24 protein-coding genes are annotated in these 23,571 nt (G+C 62.3%); 13 read left to right on the forward strand and 11 right to left on the reverse strand.

Features of this window, described 5'->3' with window-relative positions:
- Nucleotides 1–40: 40 nt before the first annotated feature.
- A complete protein-coding gene (locus HBO05_RS25300; RefSeq protein WP_170058319.1) occupies nt 41–352 on the forward strand; it encodes a hypothetical protein in 312 nt (103 codons plus the stop codon).
- A gap of 86 nt (nt 353–438) precedes the next feature.
- On the opposite strand, the gene HBO05_RS25305 is transcribed toward HBO05_RS25300, so the two are convergent.
- The 3 genes from HBO05_RS25305 to HBO05_RS25315 form a co-directional block, all read right to left on the reverse strand.
- Nucleotides 439–1,221, reverse strand: a complete 783-nt coding sequence (locus HBO05_RS25305) for an OmpA family protein (protein WP_169955707.1) — start codon at nt 1,219–1,221, stop codon at nt 439–441.
- 54 nt (nt 1,222–1,275) lie between these two features.
- Entirely contained in the window at nt 1,276–1,701 is a 426-nt protein-coding gene (locus tag HBO05_RS25310; RefSeq protein ID WP_029300159.1) for a DUF4398 domain-containing protein, read from the reverse strand.
- Nucleotides 1,702–1,994: 293 nt separating this feature from the next.
- Nucleotides 1,995–2,339 carry a hypothetical protein gene (locus tag HBO05_RS25315; protein WP_057441782.1) on the reverse strand — a complete coding sequence of 115 codons (345 nt, stop codon included), beginning with the start codon at nt 2,337–2,339 and terminating at the stop codon, nt 1,995–1,997.
- 184 nt (nt 2,340–2,523) lie between these two features.
- On the opposite strand from HBO05_RS25315, the gene ppc reads away from it, so the two are divergent.
- From ppc to HBO05_RS25350, 7 genes are all read left to right on the forward strand, one after another.
- Nucleotides 2,524–5,169, forward strand: coding sequence for a phosphoenolpyruvate carboxylase (gene ppc, locus HBO05_RS25320; protein WP_172314535.1), 2,646 nt, complete (start codon nt 2,524–2,526; stop codon nt 5,167–5,169).
- Between the two features lie 293 nt (nt 5,170–5,462).
- Nucleotides 5,463–6,110 (forward strand): adenylate kinase, encoded by a 648-nt coding sequence (adk, locus tag HBO05_RS25325; protein ID WP_172314536.1) that lies wholly within the window; start codon nt 5,463–5,465, stop codon nt 6,108–6,110.
- A 90-nt stretch (nt 6,111–6,200) separates the two neighbouring features.
- The gene (tsaB, locus tag HBO05_RS25330) at nt 6,201–6,884 is read left to right on the forward strand and encodes a tRNA (adenosine(37)-N6)-threonylcarbamoyltransferase complex dimerization subunit type 1 TsaB (RefSeq protein ID WP_169955710.1); all 684 of its coding nucleotides are present in this window, start codon (nt 6,201–6,203) and stop codon (nt 6,882–6,884) included.
- 279 nt (nt 6,885–7,163) lie between these two features.
- On the forward strand, nt 7,164–7,484 hold the full coding sequence (locus HBO05_RS25335; protein WP_169955711.1) for a hypothetical protein: 321 nt from the start codon (nt 7,164–7,166) through the stop codon (nt 7,482–7,484).
- Nucleotides 7,484–8,344 (forward strand): DUF72 domain-containing protein, encoded by an 861-nt coding sequence (locus HBO05_RS25340; RefSeq protein ID WP_169955712.1) that lies wholly within the window; start codon nt 7,484–7,486, stop codon nt 8,342–8,344. Before HBO05_RS25335 ends, HBO05_RS25340 begins: the two co-directional genes overlap by 1 nt.
- Nucleotides 8,345–8,369: 25 nt before the next feature.
- Nucleotides 8,370–9,197: an isocitrate lyase/phosphoenolpyruvate mutase family protein gene (locus HBO05_RS25345; protein WP_170042937.1), complete on the forward strand. Its 828-nt coding sequence runs from the start codon at nt 8,370–8,372 to the stop codon at nt 9,195–9,197.
- Between the two features lie 3 nt (nt 9,198–9,200).
- Entirely contained in the window at nt 9,201–9,899 is a 699-nt protein-coding gene (locus HBO05_RS25350) for an extensin family protein (protein ID WP_170042936.1), read from the forward strand.
- 3 nt (nt 9,900–9,902) lie between these two features.
- Here the strand turns inward: HBO05_RS25350 and HBO05_RS25355 are convergent, their stop codons facing one another.
- Complete coding sequence (locus HBO05_RS25355) at nt 9,903–10,523, reverse strand: energy transducer TonB (RefSeq protein ID WP_169955715.1); 621 nt, start codon at nt 10,521–10,523, stop codon at nt 9,903–9,905.
- 95 nt (nt 10,524–10,618) lie between these two features.
- Between HBO05_RS25355 and HBO05_RS25360 the strand changes: the two genes are divergently transcribed.
- Nucleotides 10,619–11,401, forward strand: coding sequence for a class I SAM-dependent methyltransferase (locus HBO05_RS25360; protein WP_172314537.1), 783 nt, complete (start codon nt 10,619–10,621; stop codon nt 11,399–11,401).
- A gap of 94 nt (nt 11,402–11,495) precedes the next feature.
- Here HBO05_RS25360 and HBO05_RS25365 read toward each other — a convergent pair whose 3' ends face one another.
- Nucleotides 11,496–12,131: a TetR/AcrR family transcriptional regulator gene (locus tag HBO05_RS25365; RefSeq protein ID WP_169955717.1), complete on the reverse strand. Its 636-nt coding sequence runs from the start codon at nt 12,129–12,131 to the stop codon at nt 11,496–11,498.
- Between the two features lie 92 nt (nt 12,132–12,223).
- Between HBO05_RS25365 and HBO05_RS25370 the strand changes: the two genes are divergently transcribed.
- The 3 genes from HBO05_RS25370 (at nt 12,224) to HBO05_RS25380 (ending at nt 16,720) form a co-directional block, all read left to right on the forward strand.
- On the forward strand, nt 12,224–13,327 hold the full coding sequence (locus HBO05_RS25370) for an efflux RND transporter periplasmic adaptor subunit (protein WP_170042934.1): 1,104 nt from the start codon (nt 12,224–12,226) through the stop codon (nt 13,325–13,327).
- Between the two features lie 6 nt (nt 13,328–13,333).
- Complete coding sequence (locus tag HBO05_RS25375; RefSeq protein WP_172314538.1) at nt 13,334–16,399, forward strand: efflux RND transporter permease subunit; 3,066 nt, start codon at nt 13,334–13,336, stop codon at nt 16,397–16,399.
- Nucleotides 16,400–16,537: 138 nt separating this feature from the next.
- A complete protein-coding gene (locus HBO05_RS25380) occupies nt 16,538–16,720 on the forward strand; it encodes a hypothetical protein (protein ID WP_169955720.1) in 183 nt (60 codons plus the stop codon).
- Nucleotides 16,721–16,791: 71 nt separating this feature from the next.
- Here HBO05_RS25380 and HBO05_RS25385 read toward each other — a convergent pair whose 3' ends face one another.
- From HBO05_RS25385 to plsB, 3 genes are read right to left on the reverse strand one after another with little or no spacing between them, the layout of a single operon-like run.
- Nucleotides 16,792–17,478 carry a DUF4197 domain-containing protein gene (locus HBO05_RS25385; RefSeq protein ID WP_169955721.1) on the reverse strand — a complete coding sequence of 229 codons (687 nt, stop codon included), beginning with the start codon at nt 17,476–17,478 and terminating at the stop codon, nt 16,792–16,794.
- A 25-nt stretch (nt 17,479–17,503) separates the two neighbouring features.
- Nucleotides 17,504–17,905: a YbaY family lipoprotein gene (locus HBO05_RS25390; protein ID WP_169955722.1), complete on the reverse strand. Its 402-nt coding sequence runs from the start codon at nt 17,903–17,905 to the stop codon at nt 17,504–17,506.
- 51 nt (nt 17,906–17,956) lie between these two features.
- Complete coding sequence (gene plsB, locus HBO05_RS25395; RefSeq protein WP_169955723.1) at nt 17,957–20,461, reverse strand: glycerol-3-phosphate 1-O-acyltransferase PlsB; 2,505 nt, start codon at nt 20,459–20,461, stop codon at nt 17,957–17,959.
- Nucleotides 20,462–20,640: 179 nt separating this feature from the next.
- Between plsB and HBO05_RS25400 the strand changes: the two genes are divergently transcribed.
- Nucleotides 20,641–20,850 (forward strand): cold-shock protein, encoded by a 210-nt coding sequence (locus HBO05_RS25400; RefSeq protein ID WP_003189131.1) that lies wholly within the window; start codon nt 20,641–20,643, stop codon nt 20,848–20,850.
- A 242-nt stretch (nt 20,851–21,092) separates the two neighbouring features.
- Here the strand turns inward: HBO05_RS25400 and HBO05_RS25405 are convergent, their stop codons facing one another.
- The 3 genes from HBO05_RS25405 to dapE all read right to left on the reverse strand — a co-directional run bounded on the left by HBO05_RS25405 (nt 21,093) and on the right by dapE (nt 23,504).
- Nucleotides 21,093–21,470 carry a hypothetical protein gene (locus HBO05_RS25405; protein ID WP_029300131.1) on the reverse strand — a complete coding sequence of 126 codons (378 nt, stop codon included), beginning with the start codon at nt 21,468–21,470 and terminating at the stop codon, nt 21,093–21,095.
- A 73-nt stretch (nt 21,471–21,543) separates the two neighbouring features.
- On the reverse strand, nt 21,544–22,353 hold the full coding sequence (locus HBO05_RS25410) for a putative RNA methyltransferase (RefSeq protein ID WP_172314539.1): 810 nt from the start codon (nt 22,351–22,353) through the stop codon (nt 21,544–21,546).
- Nucleotides 22,353–23,504 carry a succinyl-diaminopimelate desuccinylase gene (gene dapE, locus HBO05_RS25415; protein ID WP_169955725.1) on the reverse strand — a complete coding sequence of 384 codons (1,152 nt, stop codon included), beginning with the start codon at nt 23,502–23,504 and terminating at the stop codon, nt 22,353–22,355. The genes HBO05_RS25410 and dapE overlap by 1 nt, the downstream gene beginning before the upstream one ends.
- Nucleotides 23,505–23,571: the final 67 nt, after the last annotated feature.

The raw sequence follows: 23,571 nt of genomic DNA on the forward strand, positions 1-23,571 counted from the left end.
GCGCTGACGAGCAACCCCCTTAATTATGTGGAGTATCGCTATGAGTATTGGTGGAGTAGGTGGTGGTAGCGGGTTCGGTAACTTCGGCGGCGCCGGCATGGGCGATTCCGGCAATATGGTCGGCAAGGGCGTCGAAGGGGGCCAGCAGCAGGGTGGTGCAGACCCGGAAGCGCTGAAGAAACTCCTGGCGCAACTGTTGGGCGGCGCAGGCGGTGCAGGCGGCTCCCAGGGCAGTGGCGCAAGTGGTGGTGGCGAGGATGAGCAAGATCCTCTGCGCAAGCAGATGGATCGCGACGGCCAGCAAGGCATGCAGATGCCCCAAGAGAACACCAACTCAGTCAACTTCGGCTGATCCAAAGCCATCTGCCGCAGTTCTTCTACAAAAAAAGCCCTGCCTGGAATCCAGGCAGGGCTTTTTTAGCGGTGTACGTCAGTCGGTTACTGAACCGAAGAACGTGGCTTGACCGGCTGGTTGTCGTTGGAGATGGTCACTTCAACGCGACGGTTCATGGCGCGGCCCGAAACGCTTGCGTTATCGGCAACCGGGTATGCCTTGCCGTAGCCAGCAGTCACGATGCGGCTTGGGTTAACGCCCATCTTGATCAGTGCAACCTGCACCGAAGTAGCACGGCGCTCGGACAAGGTCTGGTTGTAGGCATCGCTGCCGGTGCTGTCGGTGTAGCCTTCGATAATGACTTTACGATCTGGGTTTTCCTGGAGGAATTGCGCCAGTTTGTTGATGTTCACCAGGCCGCTGGATTTCAGGTCGGCCTTGTTGGTGGCGAACAGCACATCACCGAAGGTCACCAGGGTCCCGCGTTCAGTCTGTTTGGCGTTCAAGCTGTTTTGCAGCTGCTTGATCTGCGCGTCGCGGGCTTCGAGCAGGGCGCGGGCACGTTCGTCGCCGGCGTTTTTCAGCTTGGCTTCGGATTCGCGCAGGGCGATGGTGTCCTTGGCCACTTCAACGCGCTGGTTGGTCAGGTAGGCCAGTTGGTCGACCTTCTTCTCGTCTTCCTTGTCGCGGTACGCCTTGTCGGCCTTGTCCAGCCATTCGCTGGCGTCCTTGGTTTCCAGGGCGGCGATTTTGGTCGCTTGTGGGTTGGCTTGCAGGGCCGAGAAGTTGGTCCGTGCGTTTTCCAGGTTCGCGTTAGGCGGGGTGGAGCAAGCCGCCAATGCAACGCTCATCGCCAGCAGGGCAGGGATCATCAATTGTTTACGCATAGTGGTGTCGTCCTTTCAATTCGATTTCGGGTGCGATGCAAACAAGGGCGCTGCTTACTTCTGCTGGATCACAGCAGGACGCATGCCTTCGTTACGCAGCTCCTGAACAGCCTTCTGGGAATCCTTCAGCGCCAGGTCGGCCTTGGCAGCCTGGGCCTTGCGCTCTGCAACGCGAGCGTCCCACTCAGCCTGTTCGGCCAGACGACGGGCTTCGTCGTACTTCTTGTCGTGCATGGCCAGCTCGGCTTGCTTGAGCTTGTCCTGGGCAGCTTTCATTTCCACGGCAGCGTATTCGGTACCGCCAGCGCTTACAGCGCTGTTCACGGCCGATTGGGTCACCGCGTACTGCTCGGTCGGCGGGTTGCCGGCGCAGCCCGCGAGGACGAAGCTGGTGCCGATTGCCAACGCGGCCAATTTGAGCCCGCGCAGGTGGTTAAACGAGGATTTGGCAGTGCTGGTCTTCATCGTCTTCAACTCCATTGGATAACTCCAGAAAAACATCAAATCCATCTACGGTGTTCAGCGTCTGCGTTTTGGCGGTGAAGCTCAGTGTGCCTTTTCAAACGCCTGTTCCAAGTGATGGCTTACTGGCTGTGACCCGAGGCTTTTTTGAATAGTTCAGCCAAAGATGGCGATTTGCCCGAAAAAACATCTGAACAAATCTGACTGAGTGGTCAGTGTTTAAAAATCGGAACTTTTGCCATCCACAGCGGTATGCCGGGCCTATGAAAGGCCCGGTACGCTGGGGAATGGTTTTTTTCAGCGGATGTTTATCAGTGTTTCTGATCGTCAGGCGTGGCTGACATATCGTGCAGGTAGCGCCGTGACAACGACAGGAAGCGCGGTGTGGGGCCGACGTCTTCATACAACGGGTCACCCTCTTCATCAGTGGCAACCACATGCTGGCCCCGGATATAGGGAAAGCTGGCTTCCAGCTCTTCCAGGGCGGCGCCGATCAACTCGCCGAGCAATTCCTCGGTGCTGCGCTTGGGGTACATCTCGCGGATGGCCGCCAGCCGTGCGGCGGCCTCGACATCCAGGTGGATGGCATATTCGGTCTTGGTCAGGCGACCCTTGGCGGTTTCTTCCCATTGCTGGGCCAGTTCTCGGATTTTCATGGCAACCTCAGTGATGCCCAGGGTAGCGGGCGGTGATGAGTGACCGGTCGCGGCGTGGATAACGCGACGACGTATCCTTGAGACTAGCTGCAACCGCCAAGGTTTAAAGTACCTTGTAAGAGCAAGGCTTGATCGGCACTCTTAAAGATCAAAGCGTCCCGGATTCCTGGCTGGAGATTGGCTGATGAGCGATATCGATGCACGTTTGCGTGAAGATGTTCACCTGCTGGGTGAACTGTTGGGCAACACGATTCGAGAACAGTACGGTGATGAGTTCCTCGCCAAGATCGAGCAGATCCGCAAGGGCGCCAAGGCCGATCGCCGGGGCGGGGCAACCGAGGCGGCAGCTGGCGAAGAGCTCAGCGCCAGCCTCAACCAGTTGCAGGAAGACGAGCTGTTGCCGGTGGCACGTGCGTTCAACCAGTTCCTCAACCTGGCCAATATCGCCGAGCAGTACCAACTGATTCACCGGCGCGATGAATCCCAGCCCGCCCCGTTCGAATCGCGGGTACTGCCCGAGCTGCTGGCGCGCCTGCAGAGTGAGGGCCATAGCAGCGAATCCCTGGCCCGGCAGTTGGCGCGGCTGGAGATCGAACTGGTGCTCACCGCCCACCCCACCGAAGTTGCGCGCCGCACCCTGATCCAGAAATATGACGCCATCGCCGCCCAACTGGCGTTGCAGGATCACCGTGACTTGACCAGCGCCGAGCGCGAGCAGATTCGCCAGCGCTTGCAACGGCTGATCGCCGAAGCCTGGCACACCGAAGAAATCCGCCGCACCCGGCCCACCCCGGTGGACGAGGCCAAGTGGGGCTTTGCGGTGATCGAGCATTCGCTGTGGCACGCCATCCCCAACTACCTGCGCAAGGCCGATCACGCCTTGCACGCCGCGACCGGCCTGCGCCTGCCCCTGGAGGCGGCACCGATCCGCTTTGCCTCATGGATGGGCGGTGACCGTGATGGCAACCCCAACGTGACGGCGCCCGTGACCCGCGAAGTATTGCTGCTGGCGCGCTGGATGGCTGCAGACCTGTATCTGCGTGATATCGATCACCTGGCATCCGAGCTGTCGATGCAGCAGGCCAGCCCCGAGTTGCAGGCCAAGGTCGGCGAGAGCGTCGAACCTTATCGGGCCTTGCTCAAGCAACTGCGCGAACGCCTGCGCGCCACCCGCAATTGGGCGCACGCGGCGTTGACCGCCAGCCTCCCGGCGCCGGCTGATGTGCTGCAAAACAATCGCGACCTGCTGGAGCCGCTGGAGCTGTGCTACCAGTCCCTGCACGCCTGCGGCATGGGCGTGATTGCCGACGGCCCGCTGCTCGATTGCCTACGCCGTGCGGTAACGTTCGGCCTGTTCCTGGTGCGCCTGGATGTGCGCCAGGACTCCAGCCGTCACTCGGCGGCGATGACCGAGATCACCGACTACCTGGGCCTGGGCCGCTATGAGGATTGGGACGAAGACGCGCGCATCACCTTCCTGATGAAGGAGTTGGTCAACCGTCGCCCATTGTTGCCAGGCTATTTCAAGCCGTCGGCCGACACCGCCGAAGTGCTCAATACCTGTAAGGAAATTGCCGCCGCGCCAGCTGCATCCCTCGGTTCCTACGTCATCTCCATGGCGGGTGCGGCATCCGATGTGCTGGCGGTGCAGCTGCTGCTCAAGGAGTCCGGGGTGCAGCGGCCGATGCGTGTGGTGCCGCTGTTCGAGACCCTGGCCGACCTGGACAACGCCGGCCCGGTGATCGAGCGCCTGTTGCTGCTACCGGGCTATCGCGCGCGCCTGCAAGGCCCGCAGGAAGTGATGATCGGCTATTCGGACTCGGCCAAGGACGCCGGCACTACCGCTGCGGCCTGGGCGCAGTACCGGGCCCAGGAGCGGCTGGTGGATATCTGCCGCGAGCAGCAGGTGGAACTGTTGTTGTTCCATGGTCGTGGCGGCACCGTTGGCCGTGGCGGTGGCCCGGCCCACGCGGCGATCCTGTCGCAGCCACCGGGCTCGGTAGCCGGGCGTTTTCGCACCACCGAGCAGGGCGAGATGATTCGCTTCAAGTTCGGCTTGCCGGATATCGCCGAGCAGAACCTCAATCTGTATCTGGCCGCAGTGCTGGAGGCGACCTTATTGCCACCGCCGCCCCCGGAGCCGGCCTGGCGGCATTTGATGGACGAATTGGCCGCCGATGGCGTCAGCGCCTATCGCGCGGTAGTGCGGGAAAATCCGCAGTTCGTCGAGTACTTCCGCCAGTCCACGCCCGAGCAGGAACTGGGCCGCTTGCCCCTGGGCAGTCGCCCGGCCAAACGCCGTGCCGGGGGCATCGAAAGCCTGCGTGCGATCCCGTGGATTTTCGGCTGGACCCAGACGCGCCTGATGTTGCCGGCCTGGCTGGGCTGGGAAGCGGCATTGAGCAAGGCCCTGGAGCGGGGCGAAGGCGAGTTGCTGGGGCAGATGCGTGAGCAATGGCCGTTCTTCCGTACGCGCATCGACATGCTGGAAATGGTCCTGGCCAAGGCCGACGCCGATATCGCCCGCCTGTATGACGAGCGTCTGGTGCAGCCGGACCTGCTGCCATTGGGTGCGCATTTACGCGACCTATTGTCGCAGGCGTGTGCCGTGGTGCTTGGCCTGACCGGGCAGTCGCAACTGCTGGCCCACAGTCCCGACACCCTGGAGTTCATCCGCCTGCGCAACACCTATCTTGACCCATTGCACCTGCTGCAGGCCGAGCTGTTGGCGCGGTCCCGCCAGCAGGAAGCGACACAGGACAGCCCTCTGGAACAGGCGCTGCTGGTGTCCGTGGCCGGTATTGCCGCCGGGCTGCGTAATACCGGCTGACATTTGTCGCGTGTTCTCAAGGGCTTGCACGCAAAACCGCCGGTTGACCCGAAAGGGCTCTGCCGGCGGTTTTGGGTTTGGGTTGCACCAAGGGATACCGCGACCAAAAGGCTTGTGTGGTGCGGGTTCTTCCGACTTTTGGCGGCTTGTGTGGTTAGGGCTCGCTGTGTATCTTGATCAGCCTTTGGCCGTTTGGGCGGCCTGGATTCGTATTTTTACGAGCATATTCTACGAGATTGGCCCCACGCGGCGAATCCGAGCGTCATCTCTATAAAAAATTGAGGAGCACATCGATGCGCGTCATTCTGCTGGGAGCTCCCGGGGCCGGTAAAGGTACTCAGGCAAAGTTCATCACTGAAAAGTTCGGCATTCCACAAATCTCCACTGGCGACATGCTGCGCGCCGCCGTCAAGGCCGGTACCGAGCTGGGCCTGATCGCCAAGAGCGTGATGGACAGCGGTGGCCTGGTCTCCGACGACCTGATCATCAACCTGGTCAAGGAACGCATCAGCCAGGAAGACTGCAAGAACGGTTTCCTGTTCGACGGTTTCCCACGCACCATTCCCCAGGCCGAAGCCCTGGTGAAGGCCGGCGTCGAGTTGGATGCCGTGGTCGAAATCGCCGTTGAAGACGAAGAGATCGTCCAGCGTATCGCCGGTCGCCGCGTTCACGAAGCCTCGGGCCGCGTCTACCACATCGTCTACAACCCGCCAAAAGTGGCTGGCAAGGATGATGTAACCGGTGACGACCTGGTGCAGCGCAAGGACGATACCGAAGAAACCGTGCGTCATCGCCTGTCGGTCTACCACTCCCAGACCAAGCCGCTGGTGGACTTCTACCAGAAGCTGTCGGTTGCCCAGGGCAAACCGAAATACAGCCACATCCCGGGCGTTGGCTCGGTGGAAGCCATCACCGCCAAGGTGCTGGAAGCGCTGAACTGATCTGACGATCGGCGTGATGTTCAACGGCCCGCTTGCGGGCCGTTGTTGTTTATACTGGCGCACTTTTTTTCGATTTGGACACCCACACCGATGAGCACCCTGCTGGCCCTGGACACCGCGACTGAAGCTTGCTCCGTTGCCCTGCTGCATAACGGCAAGGTCACGAGCCACTATGAGGTGATCCCGCGCCTGCACGCGCAAAAGCTGCTGCCGATGATCAAGCAGTTATTGCTCGATGCCGGCACCACCTTGTCGGCGGTGGACGCCATCGCCTTTGGCCGTGGCCCGGGCGCGTTCACCGGCGTGCGCATCGCCATCGGGGTGGTGCAGGGCCTGGCGTTTGCCCTGGAACGGCCAGTATTGCCGGTGTCCAACCTGGCCGTGCTGGCCCAGCGCGCCCTGCGTGAGCACGGCGCGGCCCAGGTCGCGGCAGCCATCGATGCGCGGATGGATGAGGTCTACTGGGGTTGCTACCGCGAGACCGCAGGCGAAATGCGCCTGGTCGGCGTTGAAGCCGTGCAGCCGCCCGAGGCCGCCGCGTTGCCGGCCGATGCCAGTGGTGACTGGTTTGGTGCCGGTACCGGTTGGGGATATGGCCAGCGGATCGCCGTGCCCACGATGGGCCAGGATGCCACGATGCTGCCCCATGCCGAAGACCTGCTGGCCCTGGCGCGTTTTGCCTGGGAACGCGGCGAGGCGATTCCCGCCGACCAGGCCGCCCCGGTGTACCTGCGCGATAAAGTGGCGCAGACCAAGGCCGAGCGCGGGCTCTAGGCTTATTGCGGTTAGCCTCTAATGTGGGAGCTGTCGAGCCCCAGCGAGGCTGCTATAGCGGTGTGTCAGGTGCCATGAATAGTGGCAGTGTCGCCGCCATCGCAGCCTCGCTGGGGCTCGACAGCTTCCACCGTTGATCGCCGGCAATTGGCGCCAATCGTCAGAATTTGCCCCCGGTTTTAAACCTTTGCCCGTTTATGTGTTCTAGTTATCACCAGAGCATTTGCGCGCCAAGGAAAGTGCCGCTAAATTGCCATCATTGATCACGGATCTGCATGCATGCGTATAGACGGCTTTTCCTCCCAGTCCTACCCCCTCAAGCGCAAGCCACGCAAGGCGAACGTGAAGGTAGACGAGTCCGTCGAAGAATCCCCCGATTTTATTGAAATCCAGCCCGAAACCTCCCAGGGCGCAGCGGTTTCCGCCCGTGCCCAAGGTGCCAGCGGTGCGCGTATCGGCGGCGTTCCGGCCCGCCAGCAAGACATGGTCTTCCCGCGCTCCATGAGCAAGAACGTCGCCACGGCCCTGGCCAGCTACCTGACCACAGCAGGCTTTGTCGATTGGGATATGGAAGTGCTGGGTCTCGATATCCACATCTGATGTTGCTGCCTTATTTCCTCGGTTGCCCGTCCTGGAGTGAAAACGCCTGGCGCGAGTACCTGTATCCGCAAGACGCCCGCACCACAGATTTTCTCGGGCTGTATTGCCAGGTGTTCAATGCCTGCGAAGGCAACACCACGTTCTATGCGCGGCCCTCCGTCGCGACTGTGCAGCGCTGGGCCGAGATCATGCCCGCGCACTTTCGCTTTACCGCCAAGTTTCCCGGTGATATCAGCCACAGCGCTGACCTGCGCGAACAGTTGCCCGCCGCCGAAAGCTTCCTCGGTTTGATGAGCCCGCTGGGCGAGCGGGTTTCGCCACTGTGGCTGCAACTACCGGCCAGCTTCACCCCGCAGCGGCTGGGGGAACTGGCAGGGTTTATCGACGGCCTGGAGCGGCCATTGGCGGTGGAGGTGCGTCACCGCGAGTTCTTCGCCAAAGGCGATGCCGAGCGCAGCCTCAACCGCCTGCTGCGTGACCGTGGTGTCGAGCGGATCTGCCTGGATCCTCGGGCGCTGTTCAGTTGCACGTCCACCTCGGCGGCGGTACTCCACGCCCAATCGAAAAAGCCCAAGGTACCGCCCCGGCCTGCGGCGTTGACCCAGTTTCCCCAGGTGCGTTTTATCGGCCACCCGGACCTGGAAGCCAACGATCCGTTCCTGGTGCCGTGGGTTGAAAAGGTCGCTGGCTGGATCGAGGAGGGCCGCACACCCTATGTGTTCCTGCACACCTCGGACAACCGCCTGGCGGCCCAATTGGCCATGCGTTTTCATCAGCAATTGATGGTGCGATTGCCTGGGTTGCCGGCGTTGGCGCAGTTGCATCGGGAGCCCGCTGTGGAGCAACTGGGGTTACTCTAGGGTTCTTTTATGCCTGGAGTCAGTCATGGATGCCCAAACCCTTCGCGCCGAATCCTTTCGAGCCCTGCACGAGCGTGACCGTGCATTCGTGATGCCCAATCCGTGGGACGCCGGTTCCGCCAAGATGCTCGCCAGCCTCGGCTTTGAAGCCCTGGCCACTACCAGCGCGGGTTTTGCCTTCAGTCTGGGGCGTCCGGATGCCGAAGGTGCGCTGTCGCTGGAGGACACTTTGGGCAACGCCGGGATGATCGTTCAGGCCACCGCGCTGCCGGTGGCGGCGGACCTGGAAAACGGCTTCAGCGATACGCCTCAAGGTTGTGCCCAGAGCCTGTTGCGGGCCGCCGCTACCGGCATCGTCGGCGGTTCTATCGAAGACGCTACGGGGATTGCGGTCGACCCGATCTACCCCTTTGATCTGTCTGTTGAACGCATCGAGGCTGCCGTCGCTGCGGCGCGCAGCTTGCCATTCCCCTTCATGCTGACGGCCCGTGCGGAAAACCTCCTACATGGTCGCCTGGATTTTCCCGACACTATTCGCCGTTTGCAGGCCTACGCCGAAGCGGGCGCCGACGTGTTGTATGCACCGGGCCTGCGCAGTGCTGAGGAAGTATTGGCGGTGGTGCGGGCGGTGGCGCCAAAACCGGTGAATGTGCTGATGTCAGGTGGTCTCAAGCTCTCGGTGGCGCAACTGAGCGAGATGGGCGTCAAGCGCATCAGCGTTGGCTCGGCCATGGCCCTGGCGGCCTACGGGGAGTTCTTCAGGGCCGCGCGGGAGGTTCAGGAACTGGGAACCTTCACCTTTACCGAGCGCTCGATGCCGTTCAGCCAGGCAAATCAGTTGTTCAAAGGTTGAGTCGTGGCTTTTTTCAAAGTGTTGGGGGTGTTGCTGCTACTCGCGGGCGGCCTACTCGTAGGCATCTGGCGCGGCTGGGTGCCGTTGCCCGCCGAATGGAACCCCTGGGCGCCCTTGGATGTGCGCGCCGTGCCCAACCTGCTGACGCGGTTCAAACTCGGACGGTTGCAGGATGATCCGGCACTGTGCGACCAGGTGCTGAAAACCTCCGGGCTGCGGGTCAGCCATCAGGCGGACAGTCCCGCTGATGCGGCTTGCCCACTGCGCAATACCCTGCGGGTGCAGGGCGCGCAGGTGGGTTTGAGTAGCAGCTTTCTCGCCAGTTGCCCCTTGGCGGTGGCGTTTGCCCTGTTCGAGCGCCACAGCTTGCAGCCGGCCGCCCAGGCGGTGTTTGGCCAGGCGGTGACGCGGGTCGATCACCTGGGCAGTTTTGCCTGCCGCAATATGTATGGGCGTGCCGAAGGGCGGCTCAGCCAGCACGCCTCGGCCAATGCCCTGGATATCGCCGGGTTTCGCCTGGCGGATGGGCGCAGTATCAACGTGCTGAAGGATTGGCCTGGAGAGGGCGCCAACGCGCGCTTTTTGCGTCAGGTGCGCGACCGTGCGTGCAACGATTTCAACGTGGTCTTGAGCCCGGACTACAACGCTGCCCATCGCAACCATTTCCATCTGGACATGGGGCGTTGGTGGGTGTGCCGCTAAGGGTCAGGCCGCCAGGCGCAGGTTGTTGAGGATCAGTGGGCGGGCCCAGCCGCAATCGAAGTCCAGGGCCTTTTGCTGCTGCACCAGTTCTTCATTCGGATACGGTTCGGCCGCCGCTGGCAGCAGGTCCAGTTCGAACTCGGCAATCGGCAGGAACAGCGGCTTGGGTTGTGGCGCCGGGCCTGGCTCGGGCAGTGGCTGCCCAGCGGTCAGGACGATCGGGCGTACCCAGCCGCTCTCGAAGTTCTGCTGGCGTTGCTGGGCGACGATTTCATCATCCGGGAACGGCACGGCCGCGGGTGGCAGCAGGTCCAGCTCGAATTCGGCAATCGGCAGGAACAGCGGTTCAGGCGGGGCGACCTCGGTGTCCTGGACGTCGCAATGACGTTGGGTAACGATTTGGGTCAGCAGGTCGCTGCCGGCGCTGGGTTCGATCGAGGTATCCACCGGCACCGGATCTGCGGCCAGCTGCGCACCTGGCTCCTGGCCAAGTTGCTCGGCCAACGCCCGGGCGAAGAAGTCCTGCCACACATGACTGACGCCGGCCAGCGCTTGGGTATTGCGCAGGCCGAAGTGGTTGTGGGTCGGCAGGACACCGGTGAATAGGGAATGAATGTCTGACATTTCTCTCGGTCGACGCTCAGGGTCTGGCAAAATGCCTGATCCTTTTTTATCGGCCGCTTTTTGCCGATCCTTAATATTTTTGAGCGTAGTAAACGATGAGCGAACAACCCGCGGCCAGCCGCATTCGGGTCGAGGCCTTGGCCGAAGGTTTCCAGGCCCGTGCCCAGTACTGGGCCGAGCAGCTCGGCCTGCCGTTGCAGCTGGCGGATGCCGATTTTGCCCTGCAAGTGGGTGAGCACGGCCTGCAACTGCAACAGCTGGGCGCCGATGCGCCTGGGCCGGTGCGGGTGGATTTTGTCGAGGGCGGCGCGGCCCATCGCCGGCTTTACGGTGGTGGCAGCGGGCAGATGATCGCCAAGGCCGTAGGCGTGTCTCAAGGTGTGCGCCCCGGGGTGCTGGATGCCACGGCGGGCCTGGGCAAGGATGCGTTCGTGCTGGCCAGCCTGGGCTGTGAGATGAGCCTGATCGAGCGGCAACCGTTGATTGGTGCCTTGCTCGAAGATGGTCTGGCGCGTGGGGCCGATGATTTTGAAGTGGCGCCCATCGTTGGGCGGATGACCCTGCTCAAGGGCAACTCCATCGAGCTGATGCGTAACTGGGAAGGTGAGCCGCCGCAGGTGATCTACCTGGACCCGATGTTTCCTCATCGTGAGAAAACCGCCCTGGTGAAGAAGGAAATGCGCCTGTTCCGCCCGCTGGTGGGCGACGATCCGGATGCCCCGGCGTTGCTCGCGGCGGCCTTGGCCCTGGCCAGCCACCGGGTGGTGGTCAAGCGCCCGCGCAAGGCGCCGTGCATTGACGGGCCCAAGCCGAGCCACGCGCTGGACGGCAAATCCAGCCGGTACGATATTTACCCTAAAAAAGCGCTCAAGGCCTGAGGGCCCCGTCGCCGGCAAGCCGGCTCCTACAATAAACGCAATCACCTGTAGGAGCCGGCTTGCCGACGATGGCGTCAGATCGATCAACGACTGTTCAAGGTCGATACGCCCGCATAAACAACCCCACCACTTCCTGCACATGCTCTTCGGCGGCCGCTTCGCTCAAGCGGTCGCCGCAGCCATACAGCAAGCAGAAGTTCGCCGTGCCCTTGAGCAGGCAAAAGAAGTGTTCGGCTGCGGTAAACGGCTTGTCGATGCTCAGCGCACCGCTCTGATTGATCTTGCCCAGCAAGCGCTCCATCCCCTGCAGCATCCGCATGGGGCCGGCTTCGAAGAAAATCTGCGACAGCTTCGGATCCTGATTGCCCGACGTCATCATCAAACGGTGCAGGTTCACCGACTCCTCACTGTTGATCAGCAGGTGAAAGCCCCGGGCGATGTTGAGCAGCACCTTCTCCACCGGCACACCGTCGGGCAGCTCGAAATACATGACCGGCAGTTGCGCTTCGCACTTGGCCTCGACGGCGGCGGTGAATAGCGTTTCTTTGTCGGTGAAGTGGCTGTAGACCGTCAGTTTCGACACGCCAGCCTCAAGGGCCACGGCATCCATGCTGGTACTCGCATAACCGTTGCTCAAAAACAGGATTTTCGCCGCGTCGAGGATTGCCTGGCGTTTTGCCATGTCCTTGGGGCGCCCGGGGCTATTGGTGTTTACAGGATTGTCGGACATTTTCACTTTAATACTGGACTGGTGAGTTTGGTATTAATAACATACCGGCCAGTATAATTATTCCAAGCACCATTTGCGAAAGGTCCTTCAGCATGCGCAGCATCTTCCTGCACCTCGCGTTGCCTGCCAGCCTTGCTCTTTTACTGGCTGCCTGCGGCCATGAAGAAGCGGCCCAAACCACCGTCCGCCCGGCCATGGTGGTGCAGCCACAACCCTCTGCGTTGGCAATGGACAGTTATCCAGGCGAGGTGCGTGCCCGGTATGAACCGGACCTGGCCTTTCGCATCGGCGGCAAAGTCAGCCGCCGCCTGGTGGAGGAGGGCGAGCGCGTCAAGGCCAACCAGCCGCTGGCGGAGCTCGATCCCCAGGATGTGCGCCTGCAACTGCAGGCGACCCGTGCCCAAGTCACGGCGGCCGAGGCCAACCTGAGCCTGGTGCGGGCCGAGCGTGATCGCTACAAGACCCTGATGGACCGTCAGATGGTCAGCCGCTCCCAGTACGACAATTCCGAAAACCTCTACCGCGCAGGCGTCGCCCGCTTGCAGCAGATCAAGGCAGAATTCGACGTGGCCAACAACCAGGCCGGCTATGCCGTGCTGCGCGCGCCCCAGGACGGGGTGGTGGCCAAGCGTGCGGTGGAAGTCGGGCAAGTGGTGTCTGCGGGGCAGACCGTGTTCACCCTGGCTACCGATGGCGAGCGTGAAGTGTTGATCAGCTTCCCGGAGCAAAGCTTCGGCCGCTTCAAGGTCGGCCAGCCGGTCTCCGTGGAACTGTGGAGCCAGCCCGACCAGCGTTTCGAGGGGCGTATTCGCGAGCTGTCGCCGGCAGCCGATCCCAAGTCACGCACCTTCGCCGCCCGCGTCGCCTTCAACGCCGGCAAAGTCCCGGCCGAGCTGGGGCAGAGTGCGCGGGTTTTCATCCAGGCTGACGGCGTGGTTCCGTTGTCGGTGCCGCTGTCTGCTCTCAGCGCAGAGAACGGTGCGTCCTACGTCTGGTTGGTCAAGCCGGATAACACCCTCAAGCGCACAGCGGTGCGCATCGGCGCCTTCGGCGAAAAAAGCGTGCCGGTGCTCGAAGGCCTGACCCCCTCCGACTGGGTGATTGCCGCCGGTGTGCATGTGCTCCATGAGGGCCAGCAAGTACGCCCGGTGGATCGCTCCAACCGGGTGGTGAATCTGGCGGCCAACAAGGAGTAGTCCCCGATGGGTTTCAATCTTTCCGAATGGGCGTTGCGTAATCGCCAGATCGTACTGTTCCTGATGCTGCTGCTGGCCGTTGTCGGTACGTTGTCCTACACCAAGCTGGGGCAAAGTGAAGACCCGCCGTTCACCTTCAAAGCCATGGTGATCAAGACTAACTGGCCAGGCGCCACGGCCCAGGAAGTCTCGCGCCAGGTCACCGAGCGTATTGAAAAGAAACTGATGGAAACCGGCGAGTACGAGCGCATCGTCTCGTTCTCCCGCCCGGGCGAATCCCAGGTCACGTTTATGGCGCGGGACTCGATGCACTCGGCGCAGATTCCCGACCTGTGGTACCAGGTGCGCAAGAAGATCAGCGATATCCGCCAGACCCTGCCCCCGGATATCCAGGGCCCGTTCTTCAACGATGAATTCGGCACCACCTTTGGCAATATCTACGCCCTGACCGGCGAGGGTTTTGACTACGCCGTGCTCAAGGACTACGCCGACCGCATCCAGATCCAGCTGCAACGGGTGCCGGATGTGGGCAAGGTCGAGCTGCTGGGGTTGCAGGACGAGAAGATCTGGATCGAGCTGTCCAACCTCAAGCTCGCCACCCTCGGCCTGCCCCTGGCGGCGGTGCAACAGGCGTTGCAGGAGCAGAACGCGGTGTCCACCGCCGGCTTCTTTGAAACCCCGAGCGAGCGCGTGCAACTGCGGGTGTCGGGTAACTTCAAGGCGGTGGAGGAAATCCGCGATTTCCCGATCCGCGTGGGCGGCCGCACCTTCCGCATTGGTGACGTGGCCGAGATCCACCGTGGCTTCAACGACCCGCCCGCGCCGCGTATGCGCTACATGGGTGACGATGCGATCGGCCTGGCCGTGGCCATGCGCGATGGCGGGGACATCCTGGTACTGGGCAAGGCCCTTGAGGGCGAATTCGCACGCTTGCAGAAGAACCTCCCGGCAGGCATGGAGCTGCGCAAGGTGTCGGACCAGCCCGCTGCGGTGAAGACCAGCGTGGGCGAATTCGTCCAGGTGCTGGCCGAAGCATTGGCGATTGTATTGCTGGTGAGTTTCTTCTCCCTCGGCGTGCGTACCGGCATGGTGGTGGCCCTCGCGATTCCGCTGGTGTTGGCCATGACCTTTGCCTGCATGTATTACCTGGGGATCGGCCTGCACAAGATCTCCCTGGGTGCCTTGGTATTGGCTTTGGGCCTGCTGGTGGACGACGCGATCATCGCCGTGGAAATGATGGCGATCAAAATGGAGCAGGGCTACGACCGTCTCAAGGCCGCCAGTTTCGCCTGGACCAGTACGGCGTTTCCGATGCTTACCGGTACGTTGATCACCGCAGCCGGCTTCTTGCCGATTGCCACCGCGCAATCGAGTACCGGTGAGTACACCCGCTCGATCTTCCAGGTGGTGACCATCGCGCTGCTGGCCTCGTGGGTTGCCGCCGTGGTGTTTGTGCCATACCTGGGGGAAAAACTCCTGCCGGACCTGGCGAAGATTCATGCGGCCAAGCACGGCACTGATGGCCCGGATCCTTACGGCACGCCGTTCTATCAGCGCGTAAGGCGCTGGGTGGAATGGTGCGTGCGCCGGCGCAAAACCGTGATTGTACTGACCGTGCTGCTGTTTATCGGCTCGGTGGCGCTGTTCCGCTTTGTCCCGCAACAGTTCTTCCCGGCGTCCGGGCGCCTGGAGCTGATGGTCGACCTGAAACTGGCGGAAGGCGCCTCGCTGAGCAACACCGCCGATCAGGTCAAGCGTCTCGAAGGCTTGCTCAAGGCGCATGCGGGGATCGAAAACTACGTGGCCTATGTCGGCACCGGTTCACCGCGCTTCTACTTGCCGTTGGACCAGCAGTTGCCGGCGGCCAGCTTTGCCCAGTTCGTGGTGCTGGCCAAGACCATCGAGGAGCGCGAAACCCTGCGCACCTGGTTGATCGAAACCCTCAACGAGCAATTCCCCGACCTGCGTTCGCGGGTCACCCGCCTGGAGAACGGCCCGCCGGTTGGCTACCCGGTGCAGTTTCGCGTGACTGGCGAGCACATCGAAGAAGTGCGGGCCCTGGCGCGCAAGGTCGCGGCCAAGGTGCGGGAAAACCCCCACGTGGTGAATGTGCATCTGGACTGGGAAGAACCGAGCAAGATCGTCTACCTCAATGTCGACCAGGACCGCGCCCGCGCCTTGGGGGTGAGCACGGCCAACCTGTCGAAATTTCTCCAGAGCTCCCTGACCGGTTCCAGCGTCAGCCAGTACCGGGAGGACAACGAGTTGATCGAAATCCTCCTGCGCGGCACCGTGCATGAGCGCACCGAGTTGTCGCTGCTGCCGAGCCTGGCGGTGCCGACCGACAACGGCACCAGCGTGGCGCTGTCGCAGATCGCCACCCTGGAGTATGGCTTCGAGGAAGGCATTATCTGGCATCGCAACCGCCTGCCCACGGTGACCGTACGCGCCGATATCTACGGCAAGGAGCAACCGGCGACCCTGGTCCAGCAGATCCTGCCGACCCTGGCCCAGGTGCGGGCCGAACTGCCGGACGGTTACCTGTTGGACGTGGGAGGTACCGTCGAAGACTCCGCCCGTGGCCAGAACTCGGTGAAGGCCGGCGTGCCGCTGTTCATCGTGGTGGTGCTGACCTTGCTGATGCTGCAACTGCGCAGCTTCTCGCGCACGGCCATGGTGTTTCTTACCGCGCCCCTGGGGCTGATTGGCGTGACGCTGTTCCTGCTGGTGTTCCGCCAGCCGTTTGGCTTTGTGGCCATGCTTGGGACCATCGCGTTGTCGGGGATGATCATGCGTAACTCGGTGATCCTGGTGGATCAGATCGAGCAGGACATCAAGGCGGGCCTGGAGCCGTGGCAGGCGATTATCGAAGCCACCGTACGGCGCTTCCGCCCGATTGTGCTGACGGCGCTGGCGGCAGTGCTGGCGATGATCCCGCTGTCGCGCAGCGTGTTCTTCGGGCCAATGGCGGTGGCGATCATGGGCGGCTTGATCGTGGCCACGGCCCTGACCTTGCTGTTTTTGCCGGCGTTGTATGCGGCGTGGTTCCGGGTCCAGCCTAAGTCGGCATAAACCTGCGTAAAGCGGCTACACGGTTCAGGAACTGTTTCTTGCGTGCCTGCCACTCAGGGGTTACCTGGGTTGCAGGTGCCTTTTTCTGACAACGAAGTTGCTACAGGAAGAGGTTTAATTAGACGTGAGGAATGACCTATGGGCTTGTTTGCGATGGGTGGTATAGGTATTGGTATCGGCGTGATGCCGATGATGGCGTTCAAAATGGGCAAAAAGCGCAACAAGTGCAAGCCCCCCTGCAAGCCTACGCCATGGCAGCCGACGCTGCCGCGGCCTTGCGCGAGTAACGTCAAGTTCGAAGGTAAAATCACCTACGGCTGATGACGCCCCTGGTGCAGTAACACAAACGCCCCGATTTTTCGGGGCGTTTGTATTTGTTGCCGGCGATGGATCTACAGCGCGCCGAACACTTTCTTCGCCAGGCTGGTCGCGGCGGCTGCCGGGTTCTGGCGGATGCTTTCTTCCTGTTGGGCAATCATCTTGAACAGGCCGTCCAGCGCTTGTTCAGTCACGTAGTTTTCGACGCTGTCACTCTTGCCACCCAGCAAGCCCATGGGCGCTTTTTTGGCCAGCGCGTTGTACTGCTGGGCTACACCGACCTTGTCCGTGGATTGCTTGACGATCGGCAGGAACTTGGCGCGGATCTGCTCGCGGCTGCTTTTGTCCAGATACTGGGTCGCCGAATCCTGGCCGCCGCTGAGGATGCCCTTGGCGTCGCTCACGCTCATGTTTTTCACGGCGTTCACCAGAATCGGCTGGGCCTGGGTCACGGCGGATTCGGCAGCCTTGTTCATGCTGGCTTCAAGCTGGGTGATCTGATCGCCCATGCCGAGCATTTTCAGGGCGCCGGCGGCTTTTTCAAGCTTGCCCGGCAAACCGATCTTGACCTCGGGGTTGTTGCTGAAACCACCGGGAGCCCCCAGTTGCTTGACGGCAATCTGTGCGCCTTGGGTCAGGGCGTCCTTCAGGCCACCCGTGGCGTCGCCCTGGGACAGGTCACCGAGGGACAGAGCCATGGCGTTGGCACCGAGCAGCAGGCCGGCGCACAGGGCGCTGAGGCGAAGAGAGTTACGGAGCATGGGCGCTTCCTTTTAATCGACTGGATCAGTGGGCAACGGCATCAACGCGCAGGCGAAGCGGCTGGGGATCCTGGCCGTTCAACTGCACCGAATGACGCTCGGTGGTAATAAACATTAGCTTGCCATCCAGCTCGATGCGAGCGCTGACCGAATAGCTGTGGCCAGGCTTGACCTGGGCCGGGTCGTAGCTCAGGTGGAAAGGCAGCGGCACCTGGCCGTTGACCGGGCCTTTCTGCTCGGCCAGGGTCACGGCGGGCGCATCGGCCAGGGACACGTCCAGAAGGCTGACGCTCAAGGTGGCGGCCGGTGGCAGGGCGATGCGCTGCAGGTAGAACACTTCGCCATCAAGGCTGGCTTTGGGCGCAGGATTCATCGAGTGACAGGCTCCCAGCAGGGCGGTCAGGCCCAGGAGAATGATCTTTTTCATGGTACAGCTCCTTGTCGACGGCGCCAGAAACACCCTGGCGCCCTGGTAAATCTAGCGGGTTTCGTCCGGCTCGACGTCCGGCGCGGGCGCTTCGTCGTTGCGGTGCAGCGCCACCTGGCGGATCGACAGGCGAATCTCTGCGGGCAACACCCGTTTGGCGGCGCCTTCGGCCAATTCGCCGAGCAGGTCGTGGTAACTCAACTTGCCGGCTTCATCGCGGCGCAGCACATCTTGCTCGAGCAACGTCTGAATAAAATGTCGGAAAAGGCTCTTGTCGAAGAACTCCGGGGCATTCAGGCCATGCAGGATCGACAGGCGCTGGGCCATGACCGTGCACAGGTCTTCCAGCTCTTCGGCGCTGATGCTGTTCTGGCCGCTGTTGAGCAGCAGGGAAATGGCCATGTAGAAGCGTTGCAGGGTCTGGGCAATGCTCTTGGACAGCAGGGTCAGCAGCACAAAGTTGCGCGAGCTGGGCGCCGGGCGCAGGTAGATGTTGTTTTCAAAGCGCAGCAGGCCTTGTTCTACCAAGGCTTCGAGCCACTGGTCGACCACCGCGTCGAGCTCGTCCAGGGACCAGCGGATAAACAACTCCGATTGCAGGTACGGATACAGCGCGCGGGTATAGCGCAGGATCTGTTCGCGGCTCATGCGCGAACTGCTCTGGAAGAAGCTGGCCAACAACGCCGGCAGGGCGAAGATATGCAGCACGTTGTTGCGGTAATAGGTCATCAGGACCGCGTTTTGCTCGTCCAGATAGAGGATTTTGCCCAGGGCATCACTCTGTTCGGACAGCAGGTGCATGTCCTTGACGTGCTTGATCAAGGCCTGGCCGTCACCCTCGGGCAACGTGGTATGGGGCGAGTAGGGCACCCGGCGCAGCAGCGCCAGGTACAGGTCCAGCACCCGGGCCATGGCCTGGTCGTCCAGGGCCAGGCGGCTGGTGGACAGTAGCGCCAACGCCACCAGGTTCACCGGGTTGATCGCGGCGGCCTCGTTGAGGTGCTGGGCCACGCGCTCGCCGAGGCGGTTGGTGGTCTCGTTGAGCCAGGCGGGCTTGTAGTTGGGCGCCAGCTCCTGGGTACGCCAGTCCGGTTGCTCGTGGTCGAGGAACTCCGCCAGCTTGATCGGCTCGCCGAAGTTGACCGCCACCTGGCCAAAGCGCTGCTTGAGCGCGCCAATGACCTTGAAGATATCGAAGATCGACTCTTTCTTTTTCGTCGCCCCGCGCAATTCGCCCAGGTAGGTGCGACCTTCCAGCACCCGCTCGTAGCCGATATACACCGGCACAAACACGATTGGCATGCGCGAGGAACGCAGGAAACTGCGCAGGGTAATCGCCAGCATCCCGGTCTTGGGCTGCAACATGCGCCCGGTCCGTGAGCGGCCGCCCTCGACGAAGTACTCCACCGGGAAGCCTTTGGTAAACAGGGTGTGCAGGTATTCGTTGAACACCGAGGTGTACAGCGGGTTGCCCTTGAACGTGCGACGCATGAAAAACGCCCCGCCCCGGCGCAGCAGGCTGCCGATCACCGGCATATTGAGGTTGATCCCGGCGGCGATGTGCGGCGGGGTCAGGCCGTTCTTGAATAGAAGGTAGGACAGCAGCAGGTAGTCGATGTGGCTGCGGTGGCAAGGCACGTAGATCACTTCGTAGCCCTGGGCGACCTTTTGCACACCTTCGATATTGTTGACCTTGATCCCGTCGTAGATTTTGTTCCAGAACCAGCTCAGCACCACTTCGAGGAAGCGGATGGCGGTGTAGGTGTAGTCCGAGGCGATCTCATTGCCATAGCGCAGGGCCTGGGCCTTGGCTTTTTCCGGGGTGATTTTTTCCCGCTCGGCCTCGTCGAGGATCGCCTGGCGCACCAGTGGCATGTTCACCAGGCCCTTGACCAGGTTGCGCCGGTGGGACAGGTCGGGGCCGATCACCGCGGTCTTCAGGTTGCGAAAGTGTACCCGCAGGATCCGTTGGGCCATGCGCACCGTACGTTCGTGACCTTTATTGTGCTCGATCAATTCACGCAGGTTGATTGGCGCAGAGAATTGCACCCGGGTCTTGCGCCCCAGGATCAGGATGCTCAACAGCCGGCGCAGGCGCCCGGTGACTGCCCAGCTGTCGGCGAACAGCAGTTTCCAGGGGCTCGACTCGCTGGCCGGCGATTGGCCCCAGAACACGCTGACCGGGATGATCTGCGCGTTTTCTTCGGCGTGCTCGGTCAGGGTGTTGACCAGGCGCGTCAGGGTCGGCGGCGCGCCGCGCTTGTCCTGGCGGCCGAGCCAGTCCGGGTCGGGGGTCAGGTAAAAGAACGCCGCCGGCTCCATCAACGGGCCAACGGCCACTGGCAGCACCGGGCGCGGCAGGCCGGCCTTGGTGCACTCGGCATCCACCACGGCCAGTTCGGTCAGGGAGGGTGATTGCAGAACGTAGAACACCGGCCGGCTGCGGTCCAGGTTAAGGGTGAGGGACGACTGGTTGATCGTCTCCGAGCGAACCCAGAGGTACAACAGTCGGCGCAAGGTGCCAAATACCAGACGGCGGAACGGGGAGCGGGTCATAGGCGTGCTGCTTTGAGTGGAAAAAACCGAGCAGGCGCTCGGGCGGGTAGTGTGCCGTATTCGCCGAAAATCGGCAAAAAAGCAGCGAAGTAAAGTTGAGTTGATCGTTTTTGAGCCTGTCTTATACTCGGCAGTTCAATGCGACTGACTCAACAATAAAAACCAGTGGGAGCAAACAGATGACAACGCGCGAAACCGGCAATGTGAAGTGGTTCAACGACGCCAAGGGCTATGGCTTTATCCAGCGGGAAGACGGCAAGGATGTGTTTGTGCACTACCGCGCCATCCGTGGTGAAGGCCACCGCTCCCTGGCCGAGGGCCAGCAGGTGGAATACGCCGTGGTGACCGGCGAGAAGGGCTTGCAGGCGGAGGATGTGGTCGGTCTTTAAGGCAGATTTCTGCAACGCCGCTGAACCCATGTGGGAGCTGGCTTGTGTGGGAGCTGGCTTGCCTGCGATACAGGCACCTCGGTCTCTCTGTCAGACCACGGTGATGCTATCGCAGGCAAGCCAGCTCCCACACAAGCCAGCTCCCACACAAGCCAGCTCCCACACAAGCCAGCTCCCACACAAACCAGCTCCCACACAAACCAGCTCCCACACAAACCAGCCCCCACACTGACCAGGTTGGGTCAGGCAGTTTTCCAGGTGATCTGTTCTTCACCATCGGTGCTGATCCGAATCCAGGTGTCGGCGCTTTCTTCGCCCTCTTCCTCGACCCACGTTCCCGGCGCGCAGCGCACTTCAACGTTCAGCGCGGCAAACGCCGCACGGGCGCAGGCGATGTCGTCTTCCCACGGGGTCTGGTCGCTTTCCAGGTACAGGCTGTTCCACTTGCCCACGGCCTTGGGCAGCCAGGTCACTGGCACATTGCCGGCCTTGCACTTGTAGGTCTGGCCCTTTTGTACCCAGTCGGTACACGGACCCAGGGCGGCGCCCAGCCAGGCGGCGATGGCCTTGTGGTCGACGTCGGCGTCCTTGAGGTAAATCTCGATATCGGGTTGGCGCATGGATGTTCCTCGTTGCGGGATTCGAAAATCCATTCGCGGATTCAGGGTGGGCGCGAACGCCCGGAAAAGTCGGTTATTGAAGCACGAAATAGTCGTAGCGCATCGAAACGGTGACCCGCAGCGGTTCGGCCTGCTCGATCACCTGGGCGCGGCGCTCGGCGCTGGCGCGCCAGCCGTGGGGTGTCATCGCCAGCAGATTAGCGCGGTCCTTGGGGTCGGCCAGGCTGAGCTTGAACTCCAGCACTTCGCTGTGTTGCAGGCTCATGCCGTCCGGTACCAGGGCCAGGTGCTTATCGTCGGTGTAATCGCGCACTTCGTCGTACAGGCGTTCGCGCAGCTCCATCAGGTGGCCGCTGGTCGGGCCAACCTTCATCAGGCCGCCGCCAGGGCTGAGCAGGCGCTTGGCTTCCTGCCAGTCCAGCGGGCTGAACACGCTGGCGAGGAACTGGCAACTGCCGTCGGCCAACGGCACCCGGGCCATGCTGGCGATCAGCCAGGTCAGCGTCGGGTTGCGCTTGCACGCACGCTTGACCGCTTCCTTGGAAATATCCAGGGCATAGCCATCAGCGCGCAGCAGGGCATCGGCGATTTGTGCAGTGTAATAGCCTTCGCCGCAGCCAATATCCAGCCAGCGCTGGGGTTTGCGTTCCGCCGCCAGTGCCGCCAGGCGCTTGGCCACTGGCGCGTAGTGCCCGGCGTTGAGGAAGTCGCGGCGCGCTTGCACCATGGCCAGGTTATCGCCCGGATCGCGGCTGTTCTTGTGCTGCACCGGCAACAGGTTCAGGTAACCCTGGCGGGCCCGGTCGAACCGGTGCCCGGCCGGGCATACCACGCCATGGTCCACCTCATTGAGGGGGGCGCTGCAAATGGGGCAGGCGAGCATCAGGCGAGCAACTTGATCAGGGTCTGGTAGTAGATTTCGGTCAACACATCGAGGTCGCTGGCCAGGATACGTTCGTTGACCTGATGGATCGTCGCGTTGACCGGGCCCAGTTCCACCACTTGGGTGCCGAGGGTCGCGATAAAGCGCCCGTCGGACGTGCCGCCGCTGGTGGAGGCCTGGGTCTCGCGGCCGGTGATGGCCTTGATGCTGGCAGACACCGCATCGAGCAGCGCGCCCGGCTCGGTGAGGAACGGCAGGCCCGACAACGCCCACTCCACATGCCAGTCCAGGCCATGCTTGTCGAGAATCGCCGCGACCCGCTGCTGCAGGCCTTCGACGGTGGACTCGGTGGAGAAGCGGAAGTTGAACACCGCCGTCAGGTCACCGGGGATCACATTGGTGGCGCCAGTGCCGGAATTGAGGTTGGAAATCTGGAAACTGGTCGGCGGGAAGAAGGTGTTGCCATCATCCCAATGCTCGGCGGCCAATTCGGCCAGGGCCGGGGCGGCGAGGTGGATCGGGTTTTTCGCCAGGTGCGGGTAGGCCACATGGCCCTGCACACCGCGCACGGTCAGGGTCGCGCCGAGGGAGCCACGACGACCATTCTTCACCACGTCGCCCACCAGGGTGGTGCTCGACGGTTCGCCGACGATGCACCAGTCCAGGCGCTCCTTGCGTGCCGCCAGGCGCTCGATCACGGCCTTGGTGCCGTGGTGCGCCGGGCCTTCTTCGTCGCTGGTGATCAGGAAGGCGACCGAACCCTTGTGGTCCGGATAGTCCTTCACAAAGCGCTCGGAGGCCACCAGCATCGCGGCCAGGCTGCCTTTCATGTCGGCCGCGCCACGCCCGCACAACATGCCGTGTTCGTCGATCAATGCGTCGAACGGGTCATTCTGCCAGGCCTGCACCGGGCCGGTCGGGACCACGTCGGTATGGCCGGCGAAGCACAGTACCGGGCCTGCATGCTTGCCGTGGGTGGCCCAGAAGTTATCCACATCTTCGATGCGCATCGGCTCAAGCGCAAAGCCGGCGTCGCCCAGGCGCTGCATCATCAGCTTCTGGCAGTCGGCGTCGATCGGCGTCACCGACGGGCGGCGGATCAAGTCGATAGCGAGTTGGAGGGTCGGCGAAAGGTCGGCGTGGGCCGTCATGGGGGAGCTCCGAAAGCGTGTTATGGGCGCAGGACGAATTTGAACAGCGGCGCAAATCCAATGTGGG

The organism is Pseudomonas sp. WS 5079 (assembly GCF_012985465.1).
GTDB lineage: Bacteria > Pseudomonadota > Gammaproteobacteria > Pseudomonadales > Pseudomonadaceae > Aquipseudomonas.